The 24,098-nt window shown below is 42.2% G+C and carries 16 protein-coding genes; 5 read left to right on the forward strand and 11 right to left on the reverse strand.

The window, feature by feature from the left end:
* Window positions 1–71: 71 nt before the first annotated feature.
* On the reverse strand, window positions 72–560 hold the full coding sequence (gene infC / locus AB0756_RS05945) for a translation initiation factor IF-3 (RefSeq protein WP_137986461.1): 489 nt from the start codon (window positions 558–560) through the stop codon (window positions 72–74).
* 350 nt (window positions 561–910) lie between these two features.
* Between infC and AB0756_RS05950 the strand changes: the two genes are divergently transcribed.
* Window positions 911–2,389 carry a CoA-acylating methylmalonate-semialdehyde dehydrogenase gene (locus tag AB0756_RS05950; RefSeq protein WP_038072995.1) on the forward strand — a complete coding sequence of 493 codons (1,479 nt, stop codon included), beginning with the start codon at window positions 911–913 and terminating at the stop codon, window positions 2,387–2,389.
* Here AB0756_RS05950 and AB0756_RS05955 read toward each other — a convergent pair.
* The 6 genes from AB0756_RS05955 to AB0756_RS05980 form a co-directional block, all read right to left on the reverse strand.
* Window positions 2,380–2,661 carry a DUF2087 domain-containing protein gene (locus tag AB0756_RS05955; RefSeq protein ID WP_038072994.1) on the reverse strand — a complete coding sequence of 94 codons (282 nt, stop codon included), beginning with the start codon at window positions 2,659–2,661 and terminating at the stop codon, window positions 2,380–2,382. The two genes, AB0756_RS05950 and AB0756_RS05955, sit on opposite strands and share 10 nt — an antisense overlap.
* A gap of 37 nt (window positions 2,662–2,698) precedes the next feature.
* Window positions 2,699–4,252: an iron uptake porin gene (locus AB0756_RS05960; RefSeq protein ID WP_050046327.1), complete on the reverse strand. Its 1,554-nt coding sequence runs from the start codon at window positions 4,250–4,252 to the stop codon at window positions 2,699–2,701.
* Between the two features lie 421 nt (window positions 4,253–4,673).
* Window positions 4,674–6,749 (reverse strand): urea transporter, encoded by a 2,076-nt coding sequence (locus AB0756_RS05965; RefSeq protein ID WP_038072993.1) that lies wholly within the window; start codon window positions 6,747–6,749, stop codon window positions 4,674–4,676.
* Window positions 6,746–8,119 carry an alanine racemase gene (locus tag AB0756_RS05970; protein WP_038072988.1) on the reverse strand — a complete coding sequence of 458 codons (1,374 nt, stop codon included), beginning with the start codon at window positions 8,117–8,119 and terminating at the stop codon, window positions 6,746–6,748. Before AB0756_RS05970 ends, AB0756_RS05965 begins: the two co-directional genes overlap by 4 nt.
* Before the next feature lies 1 nt (window position 8,120).
* Window positions 8,121–9,161: an ATP-grasp domain-containing protein gene (locus AB0756_RS05975; protein ID WP_038072984.1), complete on the reverse strand. Its 1,041-nt coding sequence runs from the start codon at window positions 9,159–9,161 to the stop codon at window positions 8,121–8,123.
* A complete protein-coding gene (locus AB0756_RS05980) occupies window positions 9,158–9,409 on the reverse strand; it encodes a PqqD family protein (RefSeq protein ID WP_038072981.1) in 252 nt (83 codons plus the stop codon). The genes AB0756_RS05975 and AB0756_RS05980 overlap by 4 nt, the downstream gene beginning before the upstream one ends.
* Before the next feature lie 752 nt (window positions 9,410–10,161).
* Between AB0756_RS05980 and AB0756_RS05985 the strand changes: the two genes are divergently transcribed.
* A complete protein-coding gene (locus AB0756_RS05985; protein ID WP_038072980.1) occupies window positions 10,162–10,548 on the forward strand; it encodes a hypothetical protein in 387 nt (128 codons plus the stop codon).
* A gap of 46 nt (window positions 10,549–10,594) precedes the next feature.
* Here the strand turns inward: AB0756_RS05985 and ptsP are convergent, their stop codons facing one another.
* The gene (gene ptsP / locus AB0756_RS05990; RefSeq protein WP_050046328.1) at window positions 10,595–13,129 is read right to left on the reverse strand and encodes a phosphoenolpyruvate--protein phosphotransferase; all 2,535 of its coding nucleotides are present in this window, start codon (window positions 13,127–13,129) and stop codon (window positions 10,595–10,597) included.
* A gap of 121 nt (window positions 13,130–13,250) precedes the next feature.
* Window positions 13,251–15,746, reverse strand: coding sequence for an ATP-binding protein (locus AB0756_RS05995; RefSeq protein ID WP_162002267.1), 2,496 nt, complete (start codon window positions 15,744–15,746; stop codon window positions 13,251–13,253).
* Window positions 15,747–16,386: 640 nt separating this feature from the next.
* Here AB0756_RS05995 and AB0756_RS06000 point away from each other — a divergent pair.
* The 3 genes from AB0756_RS06000 to AB0756_RS06010 all read left to right on the forward strand — a co-directional run bounded on the left by AB0756_RS06000 (window position 16,387) and on the right by AB0756_RS06010 (window position 18,643).
* Complete coding sequence (locus AB0756_RS06000; protein ID WP_038090631.1) at window positions 16,387–17,118, forward strand: class I SAM-dependent methyltransferase; 732 nt, start codon at window positions 16,387–16,389, stop codon at window positions 17,116–17,118.
* A gap of 72 nt (window positions 17,119–17,190) precedes the next feature.
* Window positions 17,191–17,886 (forward strand): haloacid dehalogenase type II, encoded by a 696-nt coding sequence (locus AB0756_RS06005; RefSeq protein ID WP_038090630.1) that lies wholly within the window; start codon window positions 17,191–17,193, stop codon window positions 17,884–17,886.
* Between the two features lie 481 nt (window positions 17,887–18,367).
* Window positions 18,368–18,643, forward strand: coding sequence for a hypothetical protein (locus AB0756_RS06010; protein WP_137986462.1), 276 nt, complete (start codon window positions 18,368–18,370; stop codon window positions 18,641–18,643).
* A 7-nt stretch (window positions 18,644–18,650) separates the two neighbouring features.
* On the opposite strand, the gene AB0756_RS06015 is transcribed toward AB0756_RS06010, so the two are convergent.
* Both AB0756_RS06015 and AB0756_RS06020 read right to left on the reverse strand, forming a co-directional pair.
* A complete protein-coding gene (locus tag AB0756_RS06015; RefSeq protein ID WP_050046331.1) occupies window positions 18,651–21,617 on the reverse strand; it encodes a GAF domain-containing protein in 2,967 nt (988 codons plus the stop codon).
* A gap of 223 nt (window positions 21,618–21,840) precedes the next feature.
* A complete protein-coding gene (locus tag AB0756_RS06020) occupies window positions 21,841–24,039 on the reverse strand; it encodes a PAS domain-containing sensor histidine kinase (RefSeq protein WP_038090618.1) in 2,199 nt (732 codons plus the stop codon).
* Window positions 24,040–24,098 lie beyond the last annotated feature (59 nt).

The following is a 24,098-nucleotide window of genomic DNA, read 5'->3' on the forward strand; positions in this document are numbered from 1 at the left end:
GCTCGTGACTCAAATCGCTCATTTAGCGCCCATTGATGAAGGGATCTTAAAGAAATCCCTAAAAAATTAAATTATGCGGGAATGACTTGAACAATCAGTGACCGTTTATCAAGTGACTGGACTTTACCCACTGAACTCAGATCCGCTACAATGCGGTCTAGCAATTCTCCGGCGTTACTGCGATATTGATTTTCTCGACCTCTTAAGCGAATCATAAATTTTACTGAATCGCCTTTACTCAACCACTGACTGGCTTGACTGATGCGTAAATTGTAATCAGCTAGACCTATGTTTGGACGAAGACGAACTTCCTTAACCGTGGGTCTGGCACTCTGTGTTTGACGTTTTTTCTTTTGATACTGAAGCTTGCCATAGTTCAGGATCTTCGCCACTGGAGCATCTTTGCTCTCGGAGACTACAACCAAGTCAAGATCTACGCTCTCAGCTAGTTGTAGAGCTTCACGGGTATCAGTCAAACCACGATTGTTATTCTCGTGGTCAATCAAGAAGACTTGAGGTGACTTGATTTGTGAGTTGATGAGTTGCTTTTGAATTACGATAACGTTTTCCTCTCAATTGTTGAACAATTTGCTTGACAAGTAATACCAAGGTAGCACAACACTCATTATGAACATCATTAGAAGGTTGTGGGGTGTAAAAAAATCACTACTCTACGGGGGTCTGACAAACTTACTATATATATTATATTCGAGATTTATTTAGCCAACATACCAGTAGAAAATCTATAATTAAAGTATTAATTTTAACATTTTTTAATGTAAACCCCAATTTTGCTCAATACCCATCCACCTAAAACAAAATACGGGTTTCAAAACTAGATTGTTGACTGTAATGCTTTGCCAGTAGGATATTCATAATCCTGCACTCATAGCAACATAATATTTAACTGATGGAAAAAGCGATCGCACTACCCAATTACATTAACAATCAGTGGTGTACTTCTAACGCTACAGAGTATTTGGACGTAATTAATCCAGCTACAGCAGAGGTATTGGCTCGAGTCCCACTCTCTCTAGCTTCTGAGGTAGAGCAAGCAGTCCAAGCAGCCTCAGAGGCTTTTGGAAATTGGCGGCGTACACCACCAACAGAACGAGTACAGTATCTCTTTAAACTCAAGAATTTACTAGAAGAACACTTTGAAGACTTGGCTCGTACCATTACCTTAGAGTGCGGTAAAACTTTGGCTGAGTCTAAAGGTGAAATGCGCCGCGCTATTGAAAATGTTGAAGTTGCTTGTGGAATCCCCATGATGATGCAAGGAACCAACTTGGAAGACATTGCTAGGGGTATTGATGAAATGATGATCCGACAACCTTTAGGCGTGTGCGCTGTCATTGCTCCGTTCAATTTTCCTGGAATGATCCCCTTTTGGTTCTTACCCTATGCCATTGCTTGTGGAAATACTTACATCGTTAAGCCATCAGAAAAAGTTCCTCTGACAATGCAAAAAGTTTTTCAATTATTGGAAAAAACAGGATTGCCTCAAGGTGTTGTTAACTTAGTCAATGGTGCCAAAGAAGTTGTGGACGCAATTTTAGATCATCCCAAGATTCGAGCGATTAGCTTTGTAGGTTCTACACCAGTTGCTAAGTATATATATAGTAGAGGAGCCACTAACGGCAAGCGAGTTCAATGCCAAGGTGGTGCTAAAAATCCACTGATTGTTTTGCCAGATGCAGATTTGGAGATGACAACACGCATTGCTGCTGATAGTGCCTTTGGTTGTGCAGGACAGCGCTGTCTTGCAGCTTCCATTGCTGTGACTGTTGGAGAAGCACGTCGGAGTTTCACCGAAGCGATCGCAGAAACTGCTCAAAAGCGTGCTGTTGGTTCTGGTTTAGACCCCGGTATAGAAATGGGACCCGTCATTACTGCTCAAAGCAAGGCAAGAATTGAGGGTTTAATTCAGCAGGGAGCAGATGAAGGAGCAACAGTACTGGTAGATGGACGGTCTCCCAATATACCAAGTTATGAAAGGGGTTACTTTGTACGTCCCACAATTCTACAAAATGTCGATCCATCTGGTGACATTGCCCGTACAGAAATATTTGGTCCCGTACTGAGCCTAATTCATGTAGAGACAATTGAGCAAGCGATCGCCCTAGTCAACGGCGGTCAATATGGGAACATGGCTTGTTTATTTACATCAAGCGGTGCTGCTGCACGTAAATTTCGTTATGAAGCCGAGGCTGGTAATATTGGCATCAATATAGGAGTTGCAGCACCAATGGCATTCTTCCCATTTAGCGGTTGGAAAGAAAGCTTTTTTGGTGACTTACACGGTCAAAGCAACCACGCTGTCGAATTTTTTACCCAAACAAAAGTTGTTGTAGAACGCTGGCCTAGCAACTGGTCCCGTCAATTCTGAATTTTACGCCAGTATGCCGAACCATCTCGCTTTCTATCGAGCAATCCTCGCTCAAATAACTCCCGCCTTAACAAAGCCGGATCGCCAAAGGTATGATGCTGGTTCAGCAATTGGTTAACTTGTTTTTCTGAATAAATGCTGTCAATCTCAAATTGATTTGCCAAATACTCTAAAACCAATTGCTGAAACCTACTTCTATTTCGCTTGGAAGGCCATTCTTTTACCCGTCCTTGTTCGTCCAAATACCTCTTCAGGTCCTCTGAGCCATTCATAGTTGTTGTAGAAATAGATAATTTTTATCCCATTTCATTAAAACGCAAAGGTTGTTCTAAGAGTACAGATAATTGAGTCACGATTTTCAGAGTTTTGTCCTGGTGAAAGAATCCAAATCAAACCGGGAGTCACAGAGATGTTACTATTTATCTGATGTTGGTAAAAGCCCTCAATATGAATTGGGACATCATTCTTAGCATTGACAGCAAACTGACTCGCATTCCCCAAATAAGGCTCTACACCCACAACAATCCCACCTAAGTTACTTTTTTTACCAAGATCGGGAAAGGCAAAGGTGAGTGCATAAGTCCAAATATCTCCAGTTCCAAGATTCATGAAATGAGCGTTTATATAGGAAAACCAGCCATTAATTGTAAATCGAGGGTTAAATCTGTACGTAAATTCTGCACCATAAGCATTGACTTTTGATGGAACTGTACCAACATCAAAACCTCCACCGTTTGCTAAGTTAGTACCAACTGAAGCAAGGTTACTCCCCGTATCAAAAATAGCAAATTGTCGATATGCATTAATATAAGTCAGACCAATTGAAAACTGGTTACTTGGCGAAAAAGTGAGTTGAGCCGAGGCTGCGTAATTGCCATCAAATAAATTATAACTATCTGCTAAATAACCTGTAGATAATAATAAATTTTGACTGAATGAGTAAGTGACTCCACCTCCAGAACCACCCCCAATTAAATAAATAGGATTGCGTTGACCAAAGACCGACAGAGAACCTTTACCACTACCGTATCCTTCTACGTAAGAACTGACTGTGGGAGCATAGTCATAATGAACACCTCCAACAGCAGCAACATAACCTTGAATGTTCTTACCAATTGGGAAAAAGTAGGATATCCAGTCAGCAGAGATTGTATTGTTAGTATTTCCGAAGTTAAAGGTCTGAATTGCTTCAACTCCATAACCTGTCAAATTAAAGATATTCGCGTTACCAGATGCAATTCTGATATGCAGTCTATCTTTTCCCGTGAAGCTGCTCTGAAAGTTTAAGCGGGCTCTTTCTTGAAAAACGGTATTATTGTTAGTCGGCTGATTGAATTCATCTGTAAGCGCAAAGATAACTTCGCCAACGAGTTTGGTTGTAGCAGAAAATTGTTGTTCCTGCAAAGTGGTGGTCTGCATCTCAAGCCGAGCGACTCGACTTTGTAAAGTAGCAAGTTCTGCTGCAAATATCTCTTGCAGTTTTTTCCATGTTTCTAAATCTTCTTCCTGGCTCAAATTAACAGTACTCTGAGTCAGCAATTTGTTAATTTGTTCTATACATACATTTAATTTAGAAGCAAATTCATAACGGGTTAGAGTCTGATTTCCTCTGTATGTTTTGTCAAAATAGCCTTCAGTGCAACCATAACGTTCAAATAAAGACTGTGCTGCTTGAAATTCCCAATCCTTTGCTCCTATATCAAGAAGTTGGGAAACTGAATTGACTCGAGCCATTGGTGCAATCTCTAACTGCTCGTTGAAAACTGCTTGTGTTTCTGTCACTAAAGTTGCATTTGTAAGTAATAATCCACTAACTAGACTTGTTAAATGCAAAATCAGATAATTCACAACTTTTTTAGGCATAATGTTTTTTCATCTAGGATTACAAAATGCACTAGTACATGAAGGTAGCCCCGAACGCTCGTCTGATGACAGAAGGCTTTTTGCCTGTTACTAAATAGTTGCTTTATTTTAGCCGTGCTGTACTAACAATTGACTCCATAAATTCTCATAGGTCAATACAGTTCAGATAAGACTCAATTCCCTCTTAGCCTCTAGAGCGATCGGGTTTTGGCTACGGTAGTGTACACAAGTCTTCTAAAGTGCGTTCTTGCGCTTTCGATCCCCCCTAACCCCCCTTTTTAAGGGGGGAAATTGGAATCAACTCCCTGTTAAGCTAAGACGTCTGAAATTTTAAAGCTAACAACCTCACAGCAATGTTTTCAAGCTTAAAAAAGTACAATTTAGATGCGCGACAGCTTATCTAATTGAACCACGCTATCTTTTATTGCTGACGTACAAGAGAGCGATCGCCCACAGTAACTTTGACTAACTGGTTGTCGCGATTGAAGATGGCAGAGGTTTGAATTTTGCGTGCGACTTTTGGTATTGAAATCGTGCCAATTAATATGCCATCAGATTGCCATTGCCCGATATAGTGTGCTGAAGCTAGCTTGGGATACAAAGAACTGCAAAACTGGTAAAGCATCAGACGCAGCCCTGTTACCACCATACTAATTGGTAAGTAGTCAAACCATTGCCGATCGATCTGACGTATTAAAGGCAGTCTGGGCATTGCAAGAAATAGCAACGCAAGTCTTGGATCTTTTCCGTCTAATCGATGGAACATCAACCTGTTCTCATCTCGGGTATAAAACAATTTGGCATTTCCAGAATCCAGGTAAAATGAACCATCAATTGCCATCCGGTTTGTTACCCTCAATTGACCGATCTCTCGTCCCTTTCGAGTGAGACTAAAGTGTAACTGGGAATCAAGGGCGAAGGTAAGTGCTTGTGTGAGAGAGCGATCCGGAGTCACAGGCTCTACCACAGCATCTTTTGCTGGTATACCCTCGGAACAAAATTCACCGTTCACCATGAAGTTGGCAAAATTGAACGGAACAGTCGCTGCTCCGATGACCGGAGTCAGTTGCACCTGAATGTGGATGTGGGGTTGAGGTGAGTACCCAGAATTACCGCAACGTCCGAGTAAGGCTCCTCGCTCAATGCGATCGCCCTGATTGACCGCAATACTGTTCTGGGCAAAATGGGATATTTCGACGTAAAAGCCCCGTTCATCGTACAGTAACACGTAGTTACCCCAGTTACGGTCTTGGTCTACATGACCGATCTCGCAGTCTGGTAGATCCCGCACAACCAAAACCACTGAACCACGAATAGGTGACAGCACGGGTTTTTGAAAAGCATAATAATCTGTTAATTTTAACCCGTCGTCGCTGTAAGTAAGACCTCCCTCGTCGCGGATGAGAAAGTCATAAGCGTAACGCCAAAGCCCCTGATGAGTCCATTGTCCGTCAAAGCTTTGCCAAACTACCCAATTTCCTGTAAAAGGTAAGGCCAGGAGGCGACCTGTACTCCCGTGATACCGCTGTCTTGCTGTCAATTCATAATCCAAGGTTTTTTCTGGTGAGGATTGAGGGTATCTTGCTAACAAATGATGCCCTACAAGACCCAGCAGATACAATAGCATCAAGGTGACTACATTATACGGCAATGCATGTACTGGTAACGCCACTGCTGCCCAGAAGACACTCACAGCTTGACCCAGCAAGGCTGCCAATGCAACGCCAAGCGCTGCTAGTATGTAGCTTTGAGGTGATGGCAGCAAGTAAAATCCGCCAAGCGCCAGTGCTACCAAGATGAAATTCAATGTTGCAGGGTCGTAGTAGACATAAGCGAACGTTCCTGTCAGGATACCTTGGATAAAAGTTCCAAAAGTATAACTGAATACAGCTAACAAAAACTGTATGCGTGAATTCCACAATAATAGGAGTGCAACTATCATGCCAACCCATACATTGGGCAAGAAGAAGATCAAGCCTAATGTACGCAAGAAACCTTCAAGCGGCACTGGTAAGCCAATGGAGTAAGCATGTGCAGGCACAATAGCGTGCTGCAAACCAGCAAAGCGGAATGCTGCTAAATGAATAGTCCAGCTTACGGTAACAAATGGCAAACTCAGTACTGGTAGCAAAAAAAATGTGTGAAGTACGTAGGACAAAGTCCAAGTTAAGGTAAATGCTAGTATACCGGCAGCAGCAGCCAGAAACAGTGATGCCGCACTTAGTTGAAATAAATAACCAACACCTAGCCCCGCTAGAAGCGGATTGAATAAAAAGGGTCCTTGCTTCCAATATGCTACATCCAGTTGCGCTACTTTAGCAAAGCCAACTGCTGCAAGCACCCCTGTTAGACCCATCACCAGTACCGAGGGTTGCAGCAACATGGCGGACAGCAGCAAGGCTCCAACACCGACTCCACGTAAAAACAGGATTTCAGCAGTAGCAGCGCATACGGCATATACCAGATGTCGGAGCGTCTGTAATGCCGAGATTTTCATAAGCTTGTGGGTGCAAATTTTCTCAGATCCAACCGGGATGGCAAATGTTCCCGTCGTTCTAGATCGCTGAGATCTTCTGCCTCACGAATTAATTCTACATCGCCCGTCTCTGTCACCAACACCACATTAGGGCGGTATTCAATGAATTGCATCCATTGTGTGTTGTTGTATGCACCTACAGTGGAAATAACAAATCGGGTACCGCGTGAGAGTGGAGGTAATGAAATTGTTTCATCAATAACATCAATATTCATACATAACGGACCATATATGACCGATGGCTCGTAAAGACCCGAAACCTGGCGATCGAGGGCAATATCAAAGCGATACCAAAAGCTTGTGAACAGGAGATTCACACCAGCATCTATCACATAGGCACGAGTACCATCAGGCAGTCTCTTAGTACCGCAAACACTTGCAATTAGCGTTCCCGCTTCATCAATCACCGCCCGACCAGATTCAACGATCAGTTTTGGCATATGCCCTGGTTTTAAAGCCGCCCATAGAGCATCACAAACAGCGTCTGCATATTCTTCAATAGACGGCAACATAACCTCTGCCGCATGATACGTACCTTTCAAACGGCTGCGAGACGGAAAGCCACCGCCAATGTCAATATATTCCATTTGCCAACCGAACTCTTGCTCCACCTCATAGCCAAACATCACCATTTTCTCAACCTGGCGAGCATAGGCTGCGGGTTCCATAATAAAAGTTCCAATATGGCTGTGTAAACCGTTCACTCGTAATTTGCCACCACTGGCCATACGCCGAACAGCTTCCATGGCTTGACCGGATTCTAGATTGAAGCCAAAGCGCGACCAGCAAGGATAAATTCCAGCATTCAAATTAAGTCGGATACCCACTGAAATAGTTCGATTGAGGCGGGTGGCGATCGCTTCTAAATCTTCAATTTCATCTAGGTGATCGATATTGATGGTAACTCCATCACGCACGGCTGCTTCTAGAGTGGCAAATGGTTTGTGCGGTCCATTGAGAATAATTTGGTTTCCTGGAATCGAGAGTGCTTTTGCTTTGTCGTATTCCATTTTGGATACCAATTCCGCCATCGCCCCTTCCTGATGTAAGATAGCGCAAATGGCTTTCAAATAATTGGTTTTGTAAGACCAGCCAAAGGTTACATTTGGATAACGAGTGGTAAATGTATTGCGGATAGTGCGGAACTTTCGACGCAGTGTCTGTTCGGAATAAACAAACAACGGAGAGCCAAACTGTTGGACTAGATCGTCGATCGCAACGCCTGCAATCTCTGTTTGAACTTTGCACTGCGATTGGTTGTTTCCTGAAAATTTGTTCGTGAATTTGCTATCGAGTTTTTGAATCACGGGTTTTTCGTACTGATTGACCATGTTATCGTTCTCCTAAAGTGACTAGAGTTTGTAGAGGGGTTGCGTCCGTTACAATTTCGTAGGTGTAGCGCATAAACAATTTACCCGCTTCATAAGAAACTGAGGGGGATAAGGGCAATCCGAGGGCTGCTCTTACCAGGCGTGCTGGAAGATTAATGCCCACCCCAGTTGCAAAGTAAGTCCATGCTGGAAAGCGTGGATTAATTTCGATGAGATAAATTGTGCCATCAAGATCGGCGATACATTCTAACTCGAAGGGACCTTTCCAACGGGTATGCTTTAGAAATGCTTCCGTTGCTTTTAGTAAACCAGGGTGATGGATAGTCACACCGCTCCAGATTTTGCCAAGTTCAGTTACAGCAATTTTCTTGGTTGCGACCAAACCAAAATGGCTCCCTTTACCATCTCCAATCCCCACTAGGTTCAACTCGGTACCGCTGACAATCTGCTGCACGATGATGGGATAGCCCCATTCCGCTGCTAGCTGGTAAAAGCGTTGTATGGCTTCCCCTTCGCTTGACACTCGGTAGGCTTTGTAATATGGGCCCTTAATCATCAATGGCAATCCTAATGTTGCGATCGCCTCATGAAGTTCTTGGCACGAAGTGAGTGTTAATGTTTGCGGTGTCCGAACACCAAATGCTGCTGCTACATCGCTCAGCTTTGCCTTGTTGCGTAAAGCGAATTGCTCTCGTGTAGGCAAATAAGTCCGAATACCTAACGACTCCAATTCTTTCGCACACCGAATATAAAGCGGCAATTCTACATCTAGGTTAGGAATCACGCAATCCAAACCAACTTGCTGTTTGATTTGCTGCAATCGCTCAATCAGAACTTCAGGCTCTGAGGAGGGATAAGGCATGAGATAATAGCGATCGAACAGCCAATCCATATATAGCCCCGGTTCCAGTACATCGTAGGCAAGCCCAATGATATGAGTGGGTAACTGGTGGTCTTCACGCAGGCTGCGAGCAATGCCTGTACCCGGTCCGGGATTATCAACTGCATTAATGCCTGTAATAGCGATTGTAAAAGGTTTCATTGATTTTCCTCTGTGAGTAGTCCCAGAGCATTCAGTTGCTGGTAGAAGTCTGTAATATCTCGCTGTGCTATGTTTTGAGAAATGCCAAACCGCCCGCAGAGAAATAGCATAATTTGTTCTTGGGTGTCACCGTGTCGCAAGCGCTGCAAAACCATTTGACCGCAGCGGTTTAATTGAAAGCTTTCACCTGTAAGTAAGTCAAAAGCAAAGCCGTCTTTATTAATTGTTAGTGATTGAAATGTTGACATTTGTTCCTTATTTAGGTTGCAAAAACTTATTGAGGACAAAAGATTTTTGTCGATCTTTCCTCAATCACGCATATTTGGCGATACACATTAATTTTGATGGGTTAAGTTGGTTTAGCTCCCCGACTTTTCAAAGAGTCTGGGATTTGACAACCTAGAGTCAATTGACACACCTATTCAACGATGATCCCCGCATTTCCAAACATTTCCTGCAAGTTGGCTATCTAACTTGTCAAGAATTTGTCAAGAAGTTGTAAAGTTTTTGTGTTCGACACCAAAATCATAAAAATTTATACTCTCAATCAACATGAGAAAAAAGTACCGAATCTAGTTTTCTAAAACTCGTTAAAAAGTACTACTTAGGTATAGTACTTTTTTCCTATTTGGGCTAAATTTTAAGTAATTTTACTCATGAAATATAAGAAAAATCTGCTCTTAACGACCTTAAACGTTAGCTTTTTCCGCATACACTTAAGATAAAGGATTTTTTTGGCTCAATATTTTCTCTAACTTGCTTGAATTACCTTAAAAGTATTCATAAATACCTTAATAAATACCTATACCAGTAAATACACTTCAGTAGTTGCTTTAAAGAACTATTTTTCACAAATCGGGCACACGCCCATACAGAATTCCGTCTTTTGTTAGTCATAATGGACACACCTTAGTTCGTGGCAGCGTGCAGACTAACTGCTGTCAGTACTGACTGAGAATTAGTGTTCAGAGCAAATTGGCAAAAAGTGAAGGAGTGAAATATGAAAGCAGTTATTGGAAAAGTATTGTTAGTATCAGCGAGTTTGTTAGCTTTATTAGCTCCACAAAGTGCTCGCGCTCAGATAGTACCACAGCCCTGGGTGTCAGTAGGTAGTAAAGAAGGTGATATTACTTATTCTGTTGGTGCAAGGGCTTTGGATTTAGGGGCTGAATTGGGAGTTGGTCCTGATGGTGCTGTTGGGGTAGATGTACTTAAGTTTATTTCTTTACCCGTAATTTCACCATATGTAGGATTGGGGTACTATTCGGAAGATAAGGGCGTTGCTTTTTCTGGTGGAGTTCAAACAAGGGCAACTGACAACGTTTTTGTCGGTGTTGGCTACAATTCCGTGCGAGGAATCAACGGACAATTGGGAATTAGATTTTAAAAAGAGGGCAGAGGGCAGAAGGCTTTGGAATAAAGAAGTTTTAAAGTTATACCGCTTGTGCGAGTAACGCTCTGACCTTTTGTGCGGAATCTTGTTGCAATGCAGAAGTTGCGATCGCTTCTGCTTGCGCCACAGTCAATTGAGCGATCGCTTGCTTAAATGCCGGAATAAACCGAGGATTCAGGCTGACCTCATTCAGCCCCAATCCTAGTAGGAGCGGTGTAGAGAGTGGATCTGATGCGAGTTCCCCACACAACCCTACCCAAATCCCGGCTGTACGTGCTGCTTGGACGGTTTGTTGAATCATTCGCAAGACTGCGGGGTGGAAGGCATCTACTAAGTTGGCTACGAGTGGATGCGTGCGATCGGCTGCCATAACATACTGGCTGAGGTCGTTGGTTCCAATACTAAAAAAGTCAACTTCAGTGGCTAGTTTATCCGCGATCGCAACAGCTGAAGGAACTTCTACCATAATGCCCACTTCCATTTCTTCATCAAAGGGAATGCCTTCTTGACGTAATTCACTCTGTACTTCTACCAGAATTGCCTTCGCTGCCCGTATTTCTTCCACAGTAGCAACCATCGGAAACATAATTTTCATTTGATGTTGGGGACTGGCTTTTAAAATCGCCCGTAACTGAGGTTTAAAAATCTCAGGATTATCGAGACAATAGCGAATTCCACGCCAACCTAAAAAGGAATTATTTTCAGATAGCAAATTTAAATAAGAAATTGGCTTATCTCCGCCTACATCTAAAGTCCGAATAATCAACGGACGCTTGCCGAGTTGCTGGGCTACACTCAAATAAATCAATTGCTGTTCTTCTTCAGAAGGAGGGGTAATTCGTTCCATATAAAGGAACTCGGTGCGAAACAACCCGACTCCTTCTGCCCCAAATCTTAATGCTTCTTCTATATCTGCTATGCCTGTTATATTAGCGAACACATCAATCCGTCTTCCATCCCGTGTCACTGCTCGATTGAATACTGTTGCTAGTGCTTCCTGGCGAACAGCTTGCTGTGTATCGCGTTTTGCGGATAGTGCATTCAAAACTTCCGATTCTGGATTCACCCACATCCTACCAGTATCGCCATCAACTGCTGCGATCGCACCGTTGCTTAAACGCATAACTTCTTCTGGTAAACCAACAATTGCCGGAATACCCAATCTTCGGGCTATGATAGCACTGTGAGAAATAGCACTGCCAGAAGTCGTGCAGATGCCAAGCACTTTTGCCCGGTCTAATCTAGCTGTCTCCGAAGGGCTTAGATCTGAAGCAATCAAAATAGCTGGTTCTGAAGGATTCAAATTATCTCGAGAGGAATCAGAATTTCTAATATGAGATTGAAATCCAATCAGCAAACGCAACACTCTTTGCTCTACGTCTACTATATCTGCAACTCGCTCTTGTAAGTAGGGGTCTTCAAAAGAACGGTAGTTATTTACGAGTTCTTCAACAACTTCTTGCCAAGCAACTTCTGCATTTTGGTGCTGTTGAAAGATGCGTTGGTGAACCGCCTCTAACAGTACGGGGTCTTCTAAAAACAGCAGATGGGCATCAAAGATTGCAGCTTCTGCATCACCAATTTGAGTACACGCTTGTGAAAGCAGCGATTGAATTTCTTCTTTTGAAACTTGAATTGCGACCCGCAAACGCTGCCATTCAGTTTCTACATCATCTACGTGGTATTTCTGAACGTGAATGGATACTGGAGTATAACTAAAAATTGGTGCAATAGCAATTCCACCAGAGGCTGGGATTCCTTGTAGGAAGTGATGGGGGGAGGGAGGGAGTGAGTGAGTGAGGGAGGGAGGGAGGGAGGGAGAGGGGATATCTTCTTGTTCGCCGAAATTACTGTCAACAAGTTCTTGTAATGCTTTGAGTGCTTCATCTGCATCAGCACCACTGGCTGCGATCGCTAATTTATGTCCCTGACGTGCAACCAATGTGGCAACTTGGTTGATACTGTCAGCGCGTACTGCTGCCGTTTTTCGAGTTAAATTGGATACAACAATCTGAGATTGAAAACGAGCTGCTGTTGAGACAAATTTAGCGGCTGGGCGGGCATGCAATCCCAATTTATTACGGATAGTTACGTGTATTTCTTTTGTGGTTTGTCCTTGATGTTTTGTAATTTGACCTTGGTTGCTGGCAAATGATGGACTAGTACTTATACCCAATTGAGTCACTTTTGACGTCAAAGCCCCCCTTGCCTCAGCCATCACTTGCTGTACACTGCTGCCTGATGCGGCTGCGACTGCGGCTGCGACTGCTCCTTCAACAAGTGGGGCTTCACACAAATGGACTTTTTGTTGCTGTTCGCTAGTGAGAAACTCGATCGCCATTTCTGCACTCATCAAAGCGCTTCCCAGATCCATTAAAATGACGACACCTTCATCACTGTAAACGGAGACGATCGCCTCATAAACCTGCATGGGGTCTGTACCTAGCGGATTCTCTGGATCGTCAATTCCTGCAGCCACAGATAGGGGGACTTTACCCTGAGCCATCTGTGCTGCTAGTTCGCAGACTCCTTCTGCGAGTTGTTTACTATGAGAGACAATGACAATTCCAACCACGGCAACTCCGTCAACTCTCCTAATAGCTTTAACCTAACCACCTACAGAGATTAAAGCAGAAAGAGTTATAAGACGCATTAAAAAACTGTAACATCACTTCCTGATGTAATATTCCTTATTATTAACCATTTTGTTGCACCGGAAGTTTAATCCAAAACTCTGTACCCTTTCCCTGTTCCGATAGACACTCAATAGTTCCGTGATGTTTTTCTGTAATAATCTGGTAACTGATAGATAAACCCAATCCAGTTCCTTTGCCTATGGGTTTAGTTGTAAAGAAAGGATCGAAAATTCTTTTTTTGACTTCCTCGTTCATACCAACTCCATTATCTTTGATTTTTACAGAAATATTTTTGGAGTCAGACATTTCAGTACAAATAACAATTTGTCCTTGCTTGTTCGTGGATAAAGGTAGCATTAACAATAATGCTTCTATAGCATCAATAGCATTATTGAGCAAATTCATAAAAACTTGATTGAGTTGTCCGGGATAGCATTCTACCTTGGGTAGATTACTATAATATTTAATAATTTCAATTTGAAGCTTGGGACTTTTTTCTTGAAGACGATGTTGCAATATCAACAGAGAACTATCTATTCCTTCATGAATATTGACAGACTTTATTTCTGCTTCTTCTAGTCGAGCAAAGTTACGCAAGGACATGACAATTTGACGAATGCGGTCCGAACCCATTTTCATGGAAGTTATCATTTTTGGTAAATCTTCTGCGATAAAATCTAGATCTATACTTTCAAGATAAGCTTGTATTTCAGGAGTGGGAATAATATAAGAGTTTTGATAAAGTTTTATGAGTTCTAGCAAATGTTGTATATCTTGTTTGATATGATTTAAGTTACCATAAATAAAGTTAACGGGGTTATTAATTTCATGCGCTATCCCAGCCACAACTTGACCCAAACTAGACATTTTTTCAGTCTGAATCAGTTGGGCTTGGGTTTGTTGTAGTTGAAGTAAAGCTTTTGTAAGTTTTTCAGCTTGGATAGTAGCAGCTTCTGTAGCAGCACGGCTTTGGTTATATAACTCCGCTTGGTCAATCGCGATCGCTAATTGATCTGCCACTCCCAAAATTAGTTCAACTTCATTGTTGCTCCATATACGGACATCTTTCGTTTGTTGGCAAACAAGCACTCCCAACCGATTGGAATGAGTGTAAATTGCCACTGCTACTAAAGAAGTCAAGCCCAAACTTTGTAAAAAGTCCTTGCTAGCGCTATCCAAACGTGCATCTGTCAAAACATTATCCAATTGCAGAAACTTTTCTTGAATAATTGCTTGGCTTAACATTTCAACTTTTTCAATAGGAGAAGACCCAAGGGGGGTTAACGAATCCCCACGACAAGCCTCATGACTCAGTTCAAATCGGCTAGATTTATCTTCTATATAACACCACAAAAATTGGCAACGCTCTATTTGGAGGAGCTTGTGAACTTCAGCAACTGCCGTGCTAAGAATTTTATCGAGTTCTAGAGAGTTACGAATTTGGCTTGACAGACATCTTTTTAACAAATTTTCTCGTTCGGCAAGTTCTAGCAAGCGAGCTTGAGATTTGGTTAATTCTATTTCAGTCATCTGACGGTGGACACTTGCTTTTGCTAATATCCAAGAACCAATTCCCGTTGCTCCTACCAATCCTATATAAAGATAGAGTAATTCAAGAAGTAATCCATTGGACCTAAGATCGAAAGCTTCTATCGGTACTTGCGAGACAATCTTCCAGTAGTAAGAACGAGGATTTATTTGACCCTTAGCGGATGTCAAAGCCTGTCTCGATCCCGTGTTTGGTATTTGCCCTTCTAATAATGGATAAACTGTTGTGTAAGTAAACAATCCTTCAGAAGTTTGTAATTGTCCGGATTCTCGTTGAGAAACTTGCTTCCATACTTCAGGAAACACTTTGCCAAAGGTGTGGTTTTGACGATCGAGAAACATAAATCCCCACTCATCAGACTTTGTTGCTCCCTTCAACCAGTATCCATCAGCATTCAGAAGCATTGACTGACCGGGTGTCCCATAGCTCACTTGTACAAACGAGTCAAGCAGCTTTTTACCAAAATAATTGAGGATAATAATACCCCGTTTTTTACCCCGCTCGTCAAAAACTGGAGTTCCAAAGCGAATTATCGGCTTGAGTGGTTGCTCAACTTTTTCTCCTTCAATATTTAAGTCCAAGGGAGAGACAAACACTTCTCCTTTGTTTAGACCTAAAGTCTCATAAAACCAGTAGCGCTTTAGTTGAAATTGTAATTGTTTTTGAGGAATTATATTTGGGCGATCGCTGTTAAAATCTACTCTAACAATTTCCTGACCTGTGGTATCCAAAAAACGAATTTTGTCGTAAATTTTTTTATGTTGTGAAAAAGAGAAAAATTCTTCAGCGAGTGTTGAGTTTTGTTCATTAGTTCCTTGCAAGATTTCCTGGAATTCTATTTGTTCTGACAGAACCATCAAATCCGAGAGCACCAAGTTAAAGTTTCCTACTATGACTCTAGCTTGCATTTTTATCTTGCGGATTTCACTAATTTTTATAGCAGTTCTCTCCGCCCGGATTTTTCCGTAATAGAGACCCCCCAGTACGGCACCAAGCAAAACGGACATTGGCAAAAAAACTATTAAAAATTTTTTGAATAAAACTTGTGCATGGTTTTGTAACGGCATTTTAATATATGACGATTCCTAGCAAGTGTCAGATATATGGTTCCCAGGAATTCAGGTAACTTAACAATTGTGTTGCTCGATCGCAACTTCCTCACTGCCATGCTGAATCCAAATAATCCGCAATAAATGCGTTGGTTGACATATAAAGATTTTTCTTATAGAAAGAAAATCATCAAATATAGGACTTATGCAAAGTCCCCTTTTTAAGGGGGGCTTAGGGGTTCCCTTTGGCAGAGGTCAGACGGAATAGAGGGGATTACTTGTTACCTTTAATACTTATTCCTCCCTTCTGCCCTCTGCCCTCTGCCCTCTGCCTTTCCCAGATAAATTAGGGGCTATCCTCACTGCACAGGCTATTTTGAAAAGGGACCGATGCCAGATCGTGCTTTAGCCTCCGAGTTGAAGATAACAGCGATAGGCGGTACGCCAGCACCCATACGCATTGTTTCTCACAACGAGCGATTGAGTGGGTGCTAGATCGCAAAATATTTGTTGCAAAAATTTACAGCTAGAACACGGAATTCTGAAAAACCCGAAACGCTAACTGCTAGCCTTATCTGTAGCAAATAGGGAAAAGATTATGAGTCTAGATAGCATACAGGATAACAAGGCGTTTAATGACTATGAAGCATTTGCAGAAGCATATGTCAGCCGTACTGAGTCCAATGCTTACAATGCTTATTATGAAAGACCTGCTATGTTCTCTTTGTTACCGGATGTCAGGTACAAGCGAGTCTTAGATGCTGGCTGTGCGGGAGGCGTGTATGCAGAATGGTTGGTAAATCATGGTGCTGATGTTGTTGCAATTGACATCAGTAACAAAATGATAGACTTAACAAGACAAAGACTTCAAAATCGCGCTCAAGTTTACCAAGCCGATTTAAACCAACCCCTCACTTTTTTGCGTAGCAATTCCTTTGATATTGTCCTGAGTTCCTTAACCCTTCACTACATTCAAGATTGGGAAAGCGTTTTTAGGGAGTTTCACCGCATTCTATCACCCAAAGGATTGCTACAGTTTTCCACACACCATCCGTTTATGGATTTTCTTCTTTTTGAAAAGGAAAACTACTTTGCCACGGAGTTACTAGAAGATTCATGGGAAGGGTACGGCGGTAAACCAGTGCGGGTGCGTTTTTACCGCCGCCCCCTCAGCGCAATGACTGCAGCACTCACCAAGACGGGATTTGCTATAGAACACATTATTGAGCCACATCCGACAGAGGAGTGCAAGCGGCTTTACCCCGAAGCTTATGAAAGGTTGACGACAAAACCTGGGTTTCTCATCTTTCGTGCTTGCAAGCAGGTTTAATACTACAGGAAAAAGCTTCGCTTAATTCCGAATCTAAAGTCCAAACTTCAAAATCTCAACTCCAAAATTCTCATGATGAACTTGAATCAGTACGAAGTCTTAACTTTTGATTGCTATGGAACTCTTATTGATTGGGAAACAGGGGTCATAAAAGCACTGCAACCTATTCTGGATGCCCATCAAATTCAACTGAATGAGGATGGAATTCTAGAATTATTTGCGCGTTTTGAATCTCAACTCGAAGGGGGAGAGTATCGCCAGTACAAAAATATTCTCCAGGGAGTTGTGCAGAAGTTTGGCGAACACTTTGACTTTACACCTTCTTCTGTTGAGTTAACCGCACTTGCTGACTCTGTCAAACACTGGCTACCTTTCCCAGATACTGTTGAAGCCCTCCACATTCTGAAAAAGCGATTGAAGTTGGCAATTATTTCTAATGTTGATGATGATTTGTTTGCCTTTACAGCAAAGCATTTACAGGTTGAGTTTGATTCAGTCATCACTGCCGAACAAGTGAAAAGTTACAAGCCTTCTTTGCAAAACTTTCAAGTTGCGATCGCCCGCCTTGGCATTCCTTCTGAAAAAATTCTACACGTTGCTGGTAGCATTTACCATGATATTGTTCCTGCCAAGGCTTTAGGGCTATCGACAGTGTGGGTGAATCGCAGGTTCGGTAAAGAAGGTTTGGGTGCGACTCTAGCTGCTGTAAGCAACCCAGATTTAGAAGTCCCCAATTTAAAAACTTTGGCTGAAATGATACAACTCTAACAACGTCAGAAATATTATTATTTTGTTAAAACGAGTCTGCAAGCCAAAAACAGCAAAAACACCGATTTCATTTTTTCGATTTTCAGAGTAAACTTAGATACACACATTAGCAAGGAGTGGTGTTGCTCTGGCAATTGCCAGAGCTTATTTTCTTGCGTAATAAATTGCTTCTCCACAAGTTCTTCACTTTTGCTCTCTAACTTAGAGAGCAATGTTCCGAGCACTCCTAGCGCCATGTGATGCGATCGATGGGTGCGGCTAACTGAATCGTACCATTTTCCGATTGTAACCGAACAGAGAGTAGTTACCGGCTATTGTTGGTAATTGACAGTTTTCCCGAAAAGTTAACTTCCAAAGTTATTTTTTGGAATACAACTTTGGTCAGCTTTCATCTATTTTGTTTTTAATACTATTAGTATTAAATTCGATTGAGTTTATTGAACATACTGAAATAATAGAAACGCTAACAGAGGGTACAGATATGAGTTACTACGAATTTGATAATCATTTTTGGTCTCCCCAGATAGTTTGTAGCTATCAATCGGAGCTACCAAAGCCAAGAAAAACTCACTCTAAAATACTTGTAGGGCTTTTGACATTACTTTGTCTTTCTATATGGACTCCTTTGGTATTTCAGATTCTCGTTGCTGTGACTAATACTCATGAAGAGGTAAGTATTAAAGATCTCACGCAATCTTGGGAGAAAATGTCAGAGCGAGAGATCTTTCTTTTCTATCGCTCTTCACAGCAACAATGACTGACACTTATGACTTTTGCTGCTGTTTCTGTTGGCGTGGAATCATAATTTCAAATCTTGTTCCCTGACCTGGAGTAGAGTAACATTTGAGAGTACCTTGATGTTTATCAACGACAATTTGGTAACTGATAGATAAGCCCAGACCCGTACCCTTACCGACAGGTTTAGTTGTAAAAAAGGGGTCAAATAAACGGCTTTTAACTGCCTCACTCATACCCAAGCCATTATCAATAATGTGGATAGAAATTGTATCGGGATTTGTTAAATGAGTACGAATAGTAATTGTCCCGACTTGATGTTTGAAGTTTGGACAACATTCATCTAGCGTATCAATAGCATTCACCAAAATGTTCATAAAGACTTGGTTGAGTTGTCCGGCATAACATTCAACCAGAGGTAATTTACCATATTCCTTAATAATTTGAATTTCTGGGCAATTTGGTTTGGCTTTCAGGCGGTTTTGTAAAATCATCAAGGTTGTATCAATACCCTCATGAATATCTACCTCTTTAACTTCGGCTTCATCCAAACGTGAGAATGTGCGGAGAGAGCGAACAATTTCTCGAATTCGGTTAGCGCCCATTTTCATAGAATGAAGGAGTTTAGGTAAGTCTTCTACCAAAAAATCGAATTCAATTGCTTCAATTTCTGTTGCTAAGTTGGGTGTCGGGTTGGGGTATTCTTGTTGGTAGCACTGCAATAAATGTAGTAAGTCTTGAGTATATTCAATAGCGTGAGTGATATTTCCGTAGATAAAACTGACGGGGTTGTTAATTTCATGAGCAACTCCAGCCACAAGTTGACCCAAACTGGACATTTTTTCGCTTTGCACCAGCTGGGCTTGCGTCTTTTGAAGTGAGTCGAGGGCTTTTTCAAGTTCCTTTGCTCTCGTTTGAGTTTGAGTGTAAAGCTCTGCCTGATTGAGGGCGATCGCTAACTGCTCCATCACTAAAACTAACAACTCCACTTCCTCATCTGTCCAAATTCGCACGCTTTGAGTGTGGCTGCAACAAATAGCACCAATACTTCCAACAGTGGAGGATTGCATGGGGATAATCAAAAGCGATTTGTAGCCCAGCGAGCGAGCCAACTCCTGCCATATCGGATCGGTAACCTTATCCATGTCATCCACCCGCAACATTTCCAACCGCACCAGTTTCTCTGGTATACAACCAACGACAGAAGACGGGTAACGCCCTCTATGGTCGGGTAAATCGGGATGACAGGACTCTTGTACCACATCCCAGTAAGGTTCTAAAGTGTCGTAGTGGTACCAAGCAAAGCTACAGCGATCGATCTGCAACAACTTACAAATTTCACGGACAGCTGTGGCTAAGGTAGTCTCAAAATCAAGGGAACTGCGAATTAAGTTAGTCAAGCGGTTGAGCAGTTGTTCCCGTTGCGCTTGCTGCTTGAGTTGCTCTGCTGATTGCCGCAAAATTTCCTTGCGCTCTTGTAACGCCGCTTCTGCTTGTTTGCGAGCAGTAATATCCAACAACACACCACAAAAGATAACCTCACCCTTCTCGTTAAAAGTCGGCATTGAGTCTCCCTGCCACCAACGTATTTCACCACTCGGTTTTACCAACCGCCCTTCATAGTGCCATGCTGTCAGGTTTTGCACGCAATCTATAATGCTCGCGAGGTAGCGCTCCATGTCTTCAGGATGTTGGCGGATAATAAAGTTATTGAAATCTTGCATAACCTCTGCAGCCGTCACACCGCTCACCTCTTGCAAACGCTCGCTCACGTAATCGATCTTCCAAACTCCATGAGTGGCAGAAAACTGGAAAATACTACCGGGCATAGTTGCGGCAATGGTTCTAAACCGTGTTTCGCTTTCGGCTAGAGCCATTTCTACCCGTTTGCGATCTTCAATTTCACGTTCTAGCTTCAATATCAATTGCTGTAGTTCGGTTGTACGTTCTGCAACTCTATTCTCTAATTGAGCTTTTGCCTGTTTTCGTTCTTCTTCTGCAACTTTACGAGCGGTTATATCTACTAGAGTACCGCAGAAAATAATTTCACCCTTTTCATTTTTAGTAGGTATCGAGTCACCTTGCCACCATTTAATCTCTTTATTAAATTTTATCAGCCGTCCTTCATAATGCCAGGGAGCTAGATTCGTTAAGGCTTCTGTCACCGAAGCAATGTAATCGTTCACATCATCTCGGTGCAGGCAAGAAATAAAGGTATTTATATTTTGCATCATTTCCTCTGCTGTGACACCACTAATGGAATAGATGCCTTCACTCATGTAGTCAATACTCCAAACACCATTGCGATTGCAGAATTGAAAAATACAACCAGGCATAGTCGCCGCAATAGTTCTAAAGCGTGCTTCGCTTGCTGCTAGTGAAGTTTCAGCCTGTTTGCGAATACCGATCTCTTTCTGTAATTCTGCTACAATTTGCTGTAAATCTGTGGTACGTGCGGACAGAGCGGCATAAAGTTGCGCGTTTTCTAACGATACAGCCACTTGAGCCGTCAAAAGCTTGAGGAATTCCAAGCGATCGCTCGTAAACGCGCCAACCGTTAAATTGTTTTCCAGATACAGAATGCCAGTTAATTTCCCTTGGTTGATGATAGGACTGCACAACAAACTTTTGGGCTTTTGCTGGAGAATATAGGGATCGGTAGCAAAATCTGACCCAGCAACGGCATTATCGATTGCCAGGGTTGTTAAGGTGCTTTTAACAGAGTTGATGAGGCTAATAGGAATCTCGTGACTGTGTTCAACAGGGATAGATTGCAAAACTGTTATCCTTTTGTCAGCGCCAGTAATGGCTTCAATGACCAAGCTGTTACCTTTAAGCAGAATTAAAGCAAATTTTTCTGCTCCTGTATTTTCAATGACAACTTGTACTAAATTGGCAAGCAACTTATCAAGCTGAATTTCGCTAAAAATCGTTTGCGAAGCTTTGATAATTGCTGCCAAGTCTAAAGCTTCTGGAACGCCTGTGGTACCGGACATAACAGTTTGGATAGTATTTTCGATGAAAGGGATACACTGTTGTTACTCAGACGCAAATAGAGTAGATGTGCTCTGTTATTTCAAAACCAGCCAGCATCATGATATCCGCCTCCGAGTAAAGAATTGTTTTCCCGCTTTTCTGAATTATTATTCCCAAATGTCTTGTGATTTTAACGAGGGAGCGTCTATCTCCATCCATCGCTCGAGGTTTCATCCTTTATTTTTAATTTTGGTCAACAAAAGGTAATGTAAACCAGAAGGTTGCTCCTGCGCCTTGAGTACTTTTCACACCAATGTCGCCACCATGTGCTTTAATAATTTGCCGACACATATACAAACCCAAACCCAAACCTAAAGAATTGCGAGCAGTTCCACCTCGAAAGTAAAGGTCAAATAATCTCTCGCACTGTTGCTTCGTCATTCCCACACCGTTATCAGAAACCGTGCAATAAATGCGATCGCCCTCAAATGTAGCGTTGAGGGTAATATCTAATCCAGGGGGATTGTGTTTAATAGCATTGATGAGCAAATTTGTATAAACCCGCCAGAGTTGTGTTGGATCGCCATTAATTGGTGGTAAATCTGCGTTGACCAAATTTCTGACAGTATCTTGGTTTTCTTGCAGTATCGCTTCTAAATCTGCAATAGCAGCTTCCACCACAGCAGAGAGTTGTATGAGTTGGCGTTGCAATAAAATACCTTGCACTTCGCTCGAATGCGCCTCCATCAAAGAGTTGATTAAACTCAATTGGCGATCGCTACTCTGTACCATTCGTTCTAAGATAGAACGCGGTACGGGGATGACGGATTGGCGATTGATGAATTGCGATTGAGAAGGTTCTTCCCCCCCCTTGTCTTTCGACTCCAATCCCCGCTCCAGCAAATTCCTTAACACCATCAAAGTGCCCAACACGGGATTGCGTAGATCGTGAGAAACTGCATGGAAAAAGACTCTAAGTGCTTCCTCGGTACGCTTGCGTTGGCTGATATCCAAAATAACTCCTACCAACCCACCAAGGGTTCCATCTGCTTTAGAAAATGTTGCTTTATAAAATATCACATCATGTTGGACGCCATCTTTGTAGATAAGATTGCTTTCATAGGTTTGAACTCCTTGTTGTTGAAACAATGCCAGATCTGCTTGATGGTTTTTATCTGCTATATCCTTTGATGTAAAATTATATACATCTTTGCCCAGAATTTGCTCTTTACTGAAACCTAAAGCTTCTTCAAAAGCCTTGTTACAGCCCATATATAAGCCTTGATGGTTCTTATAATAAACGGGTGTTGGTATTGTATTCATCAACACTTGCAAAAAATCAAGCTGCTCCTGTAGCGCTTCTTCAGCTTGTTTGCGCTTGGTTATGTCCTCAATTAAACCCTCATAATAAAGAATATTTCCATTTTCGTCTCGAACTGCGTATGCTTTCTCAGAAATCCAAACAATGCTCCCGTCTTTGCGATATATCTGGGATTCAAACTCAGAGATATTGCCCTTCTCCTCCACCTGACGCATAAACTCATCACGACGGTTTGGATTGACGTACAGTTGGTGTTCGATATCGGTAAAATTTTCTGTCACTTCTTCAGGTAACAAATATCCATAAATCTTAGCAAGGGCAGGATTGGCTGTAATATAACGTCCATCGGGTGTACTTTGAAAAATTCCTTCCACTGCGTTTTCAAAGATACTGCGATATTTAGCTTCTGTAGCTGTTAGTTTTTGATATGCTTCCTCCAGGGCTCGCTTTGCAGAAAACTCAGAACGCTGCAGGCGATCGTACAGGTAGACACCAAGGTCACAAATGAAACAACACCAAAATAAGGCTAAAATCATCATGACGCTGTAGATCGGCCGATTATTTTCTGGTGGCGGTAGCTTCAATCCCAGTGCTGTATTTATACCAAAAAAGTAAATGATGACAACCAGCTGAGCAACCAAGTGAAGAATCCATCGAACTGGTATGAATATGGCTAGGCTCAAAAACATCAAAAACCAAATAATAAGATCGGGTATGGCTAAACCGTTGAATGTTGCCCAAACCTGTTCTACCAGTGTGATTGACCAAGATAACCCCAAGAATATAATTTCCGGATAACGACGCCCAAACCGAGTTTTATGTAGGGTTAGGCAAGTCAACAAGCCGACTATCATGGCACCATACAGGGGAAAAATACGAGGTTTTAGTTCTTTGGGAAACTCAGTTAACTCCTTTAATGGAAAGAACATATCGGAAATGCTCAGGCAAACAAAGCTCAAGACTAGAATGATGGCAACCCACACCGCCAGACGCAATCTTTGCCACAAAAAATGATTGCGCCAAGCGTTATACTCATCAGTTATGGAGCTACCTGTTAGTACATCGGTAGCGAAAAAAACCTTTGTCAAACTCTTTTGTAATGTTTTTAATATGGTCGCCATTCGCTTTGACCAAATCTTTACTAAGGGGTTAGGGATTGAAGGCTAGGGTGGTTGAAAGC

This window comes from Tolypothrix campylonemoides VB511288_2 (assembly GCF_045999855.1).
GTDB classification, from domain to species: domain Bacteria; phylum Cyanobacteriota; class Cyanobacteriia; order Cyanobacteriales; family Nostocaceae; genus Scytonema; species Scytonema bouteillei_A.

Excerpts from the sequence above, each read along its gene's own strand:
- AB0756_RS05965 (WP_038072993.1), bottom strand. The coding sequence starts at position 6,749 with ATGAAAATCTCGGCATTACAGACGCTCCGACATCTGGTATATGCCGTA.
- AB0756_RS06010 (WP_137986462.1), top strand. The coding sequence starts at position 18,368 with ATGAGTTACTACGAATTTGATAATCATTTTTGGTCTCCCCAGATAGTT.
- AB0756_RS05970 (WP_038072988.1), bottom strand. The coding sequence starts at position 8,119 with ATGGTCAATCAGTACGAAAAACCCGTGATTCAAAAACTCGATAGCAAA.
- AB0756_RS05975 (WP_038072984.1), bottom strand. The coding sequence starts at position 9,161 with ATGAAACCTTTTACAATCGCTATTACAGGCATTAATGCAGTTGATAAT.
- AB0756_RS06015 (WP_050046331.1), bottom strand. The coding sequence starts at position 21,617 with ATGTCCGGTACCACAGGCGTTCCAGAAGCTTTAGACTTGGCAGCAATT.
- AB0756_RS05950 (WP_038072995.1), top strand. The coding sequence starts at position 911 with ATGGAAAAAGCGATCGCACTACCCAATTACATTAACAATCAGTGGTGT.
- AB0756_RS05985 (WP_038072980.1), top strand. The coding sequence starts at position 10,162 with ATGAAAGCAGTTATTGGAAAAGTATTGTTAGTATCAGCGAGTTTGTTA.
- AB0756_RS05980 (WP_038072981.1), bottom strand. The coding sequence starts at position 9,409 with ATGTCAACATTTCAATCACTAACAATTAATAAAGACGGCTTTGCTTTT.
- AB0756_RS05955 (WP_038072994.1), bottom strand. The coding sequence starts at position 2,661 with ATGAATGGCTCAGAGGACCTGAAGAGGTATTTGGACGAACAAGGACGG.
- AB0756_RS06020 (WP_038090618.1), bottom strand. The coding sequence starts at position 24,039 with ATGGCGACCATATTAAAAACATTACAAAAGAGTTTGACAAAGGTTTTT.
- AB0756_RS06000 (WP_038090631.1), top strand. The coding sequence starts at position 16,387 with ATGAGTCTAGATAGCATACAGGATAACAAGGCGTTTAATGACTATGAA.
- AB0756_RS05995 (WP_162002267.1), bottom strand. The coding sequence starts at position 15,746 with ATGTCCGTTTTGCTTGGTGCCGTACTGGGGGGTCTCTATTACGGAAAA.
- AB0756_RS05960 (WP_050046327.1), bottom strand. The coding sequence starts at position 4,252 with ATGCCTAAAAAAGTTGTGAATTATCTGATTTTGCATTTAACAAGTCTA.
- AB0756_RS06005 (WP_038090630.1), top strand. The coding sequence starts at position 17,191 with ATGATGAACTTGAATCAGTACGAAGTCTTAACTTTTGATTGCTATGGA.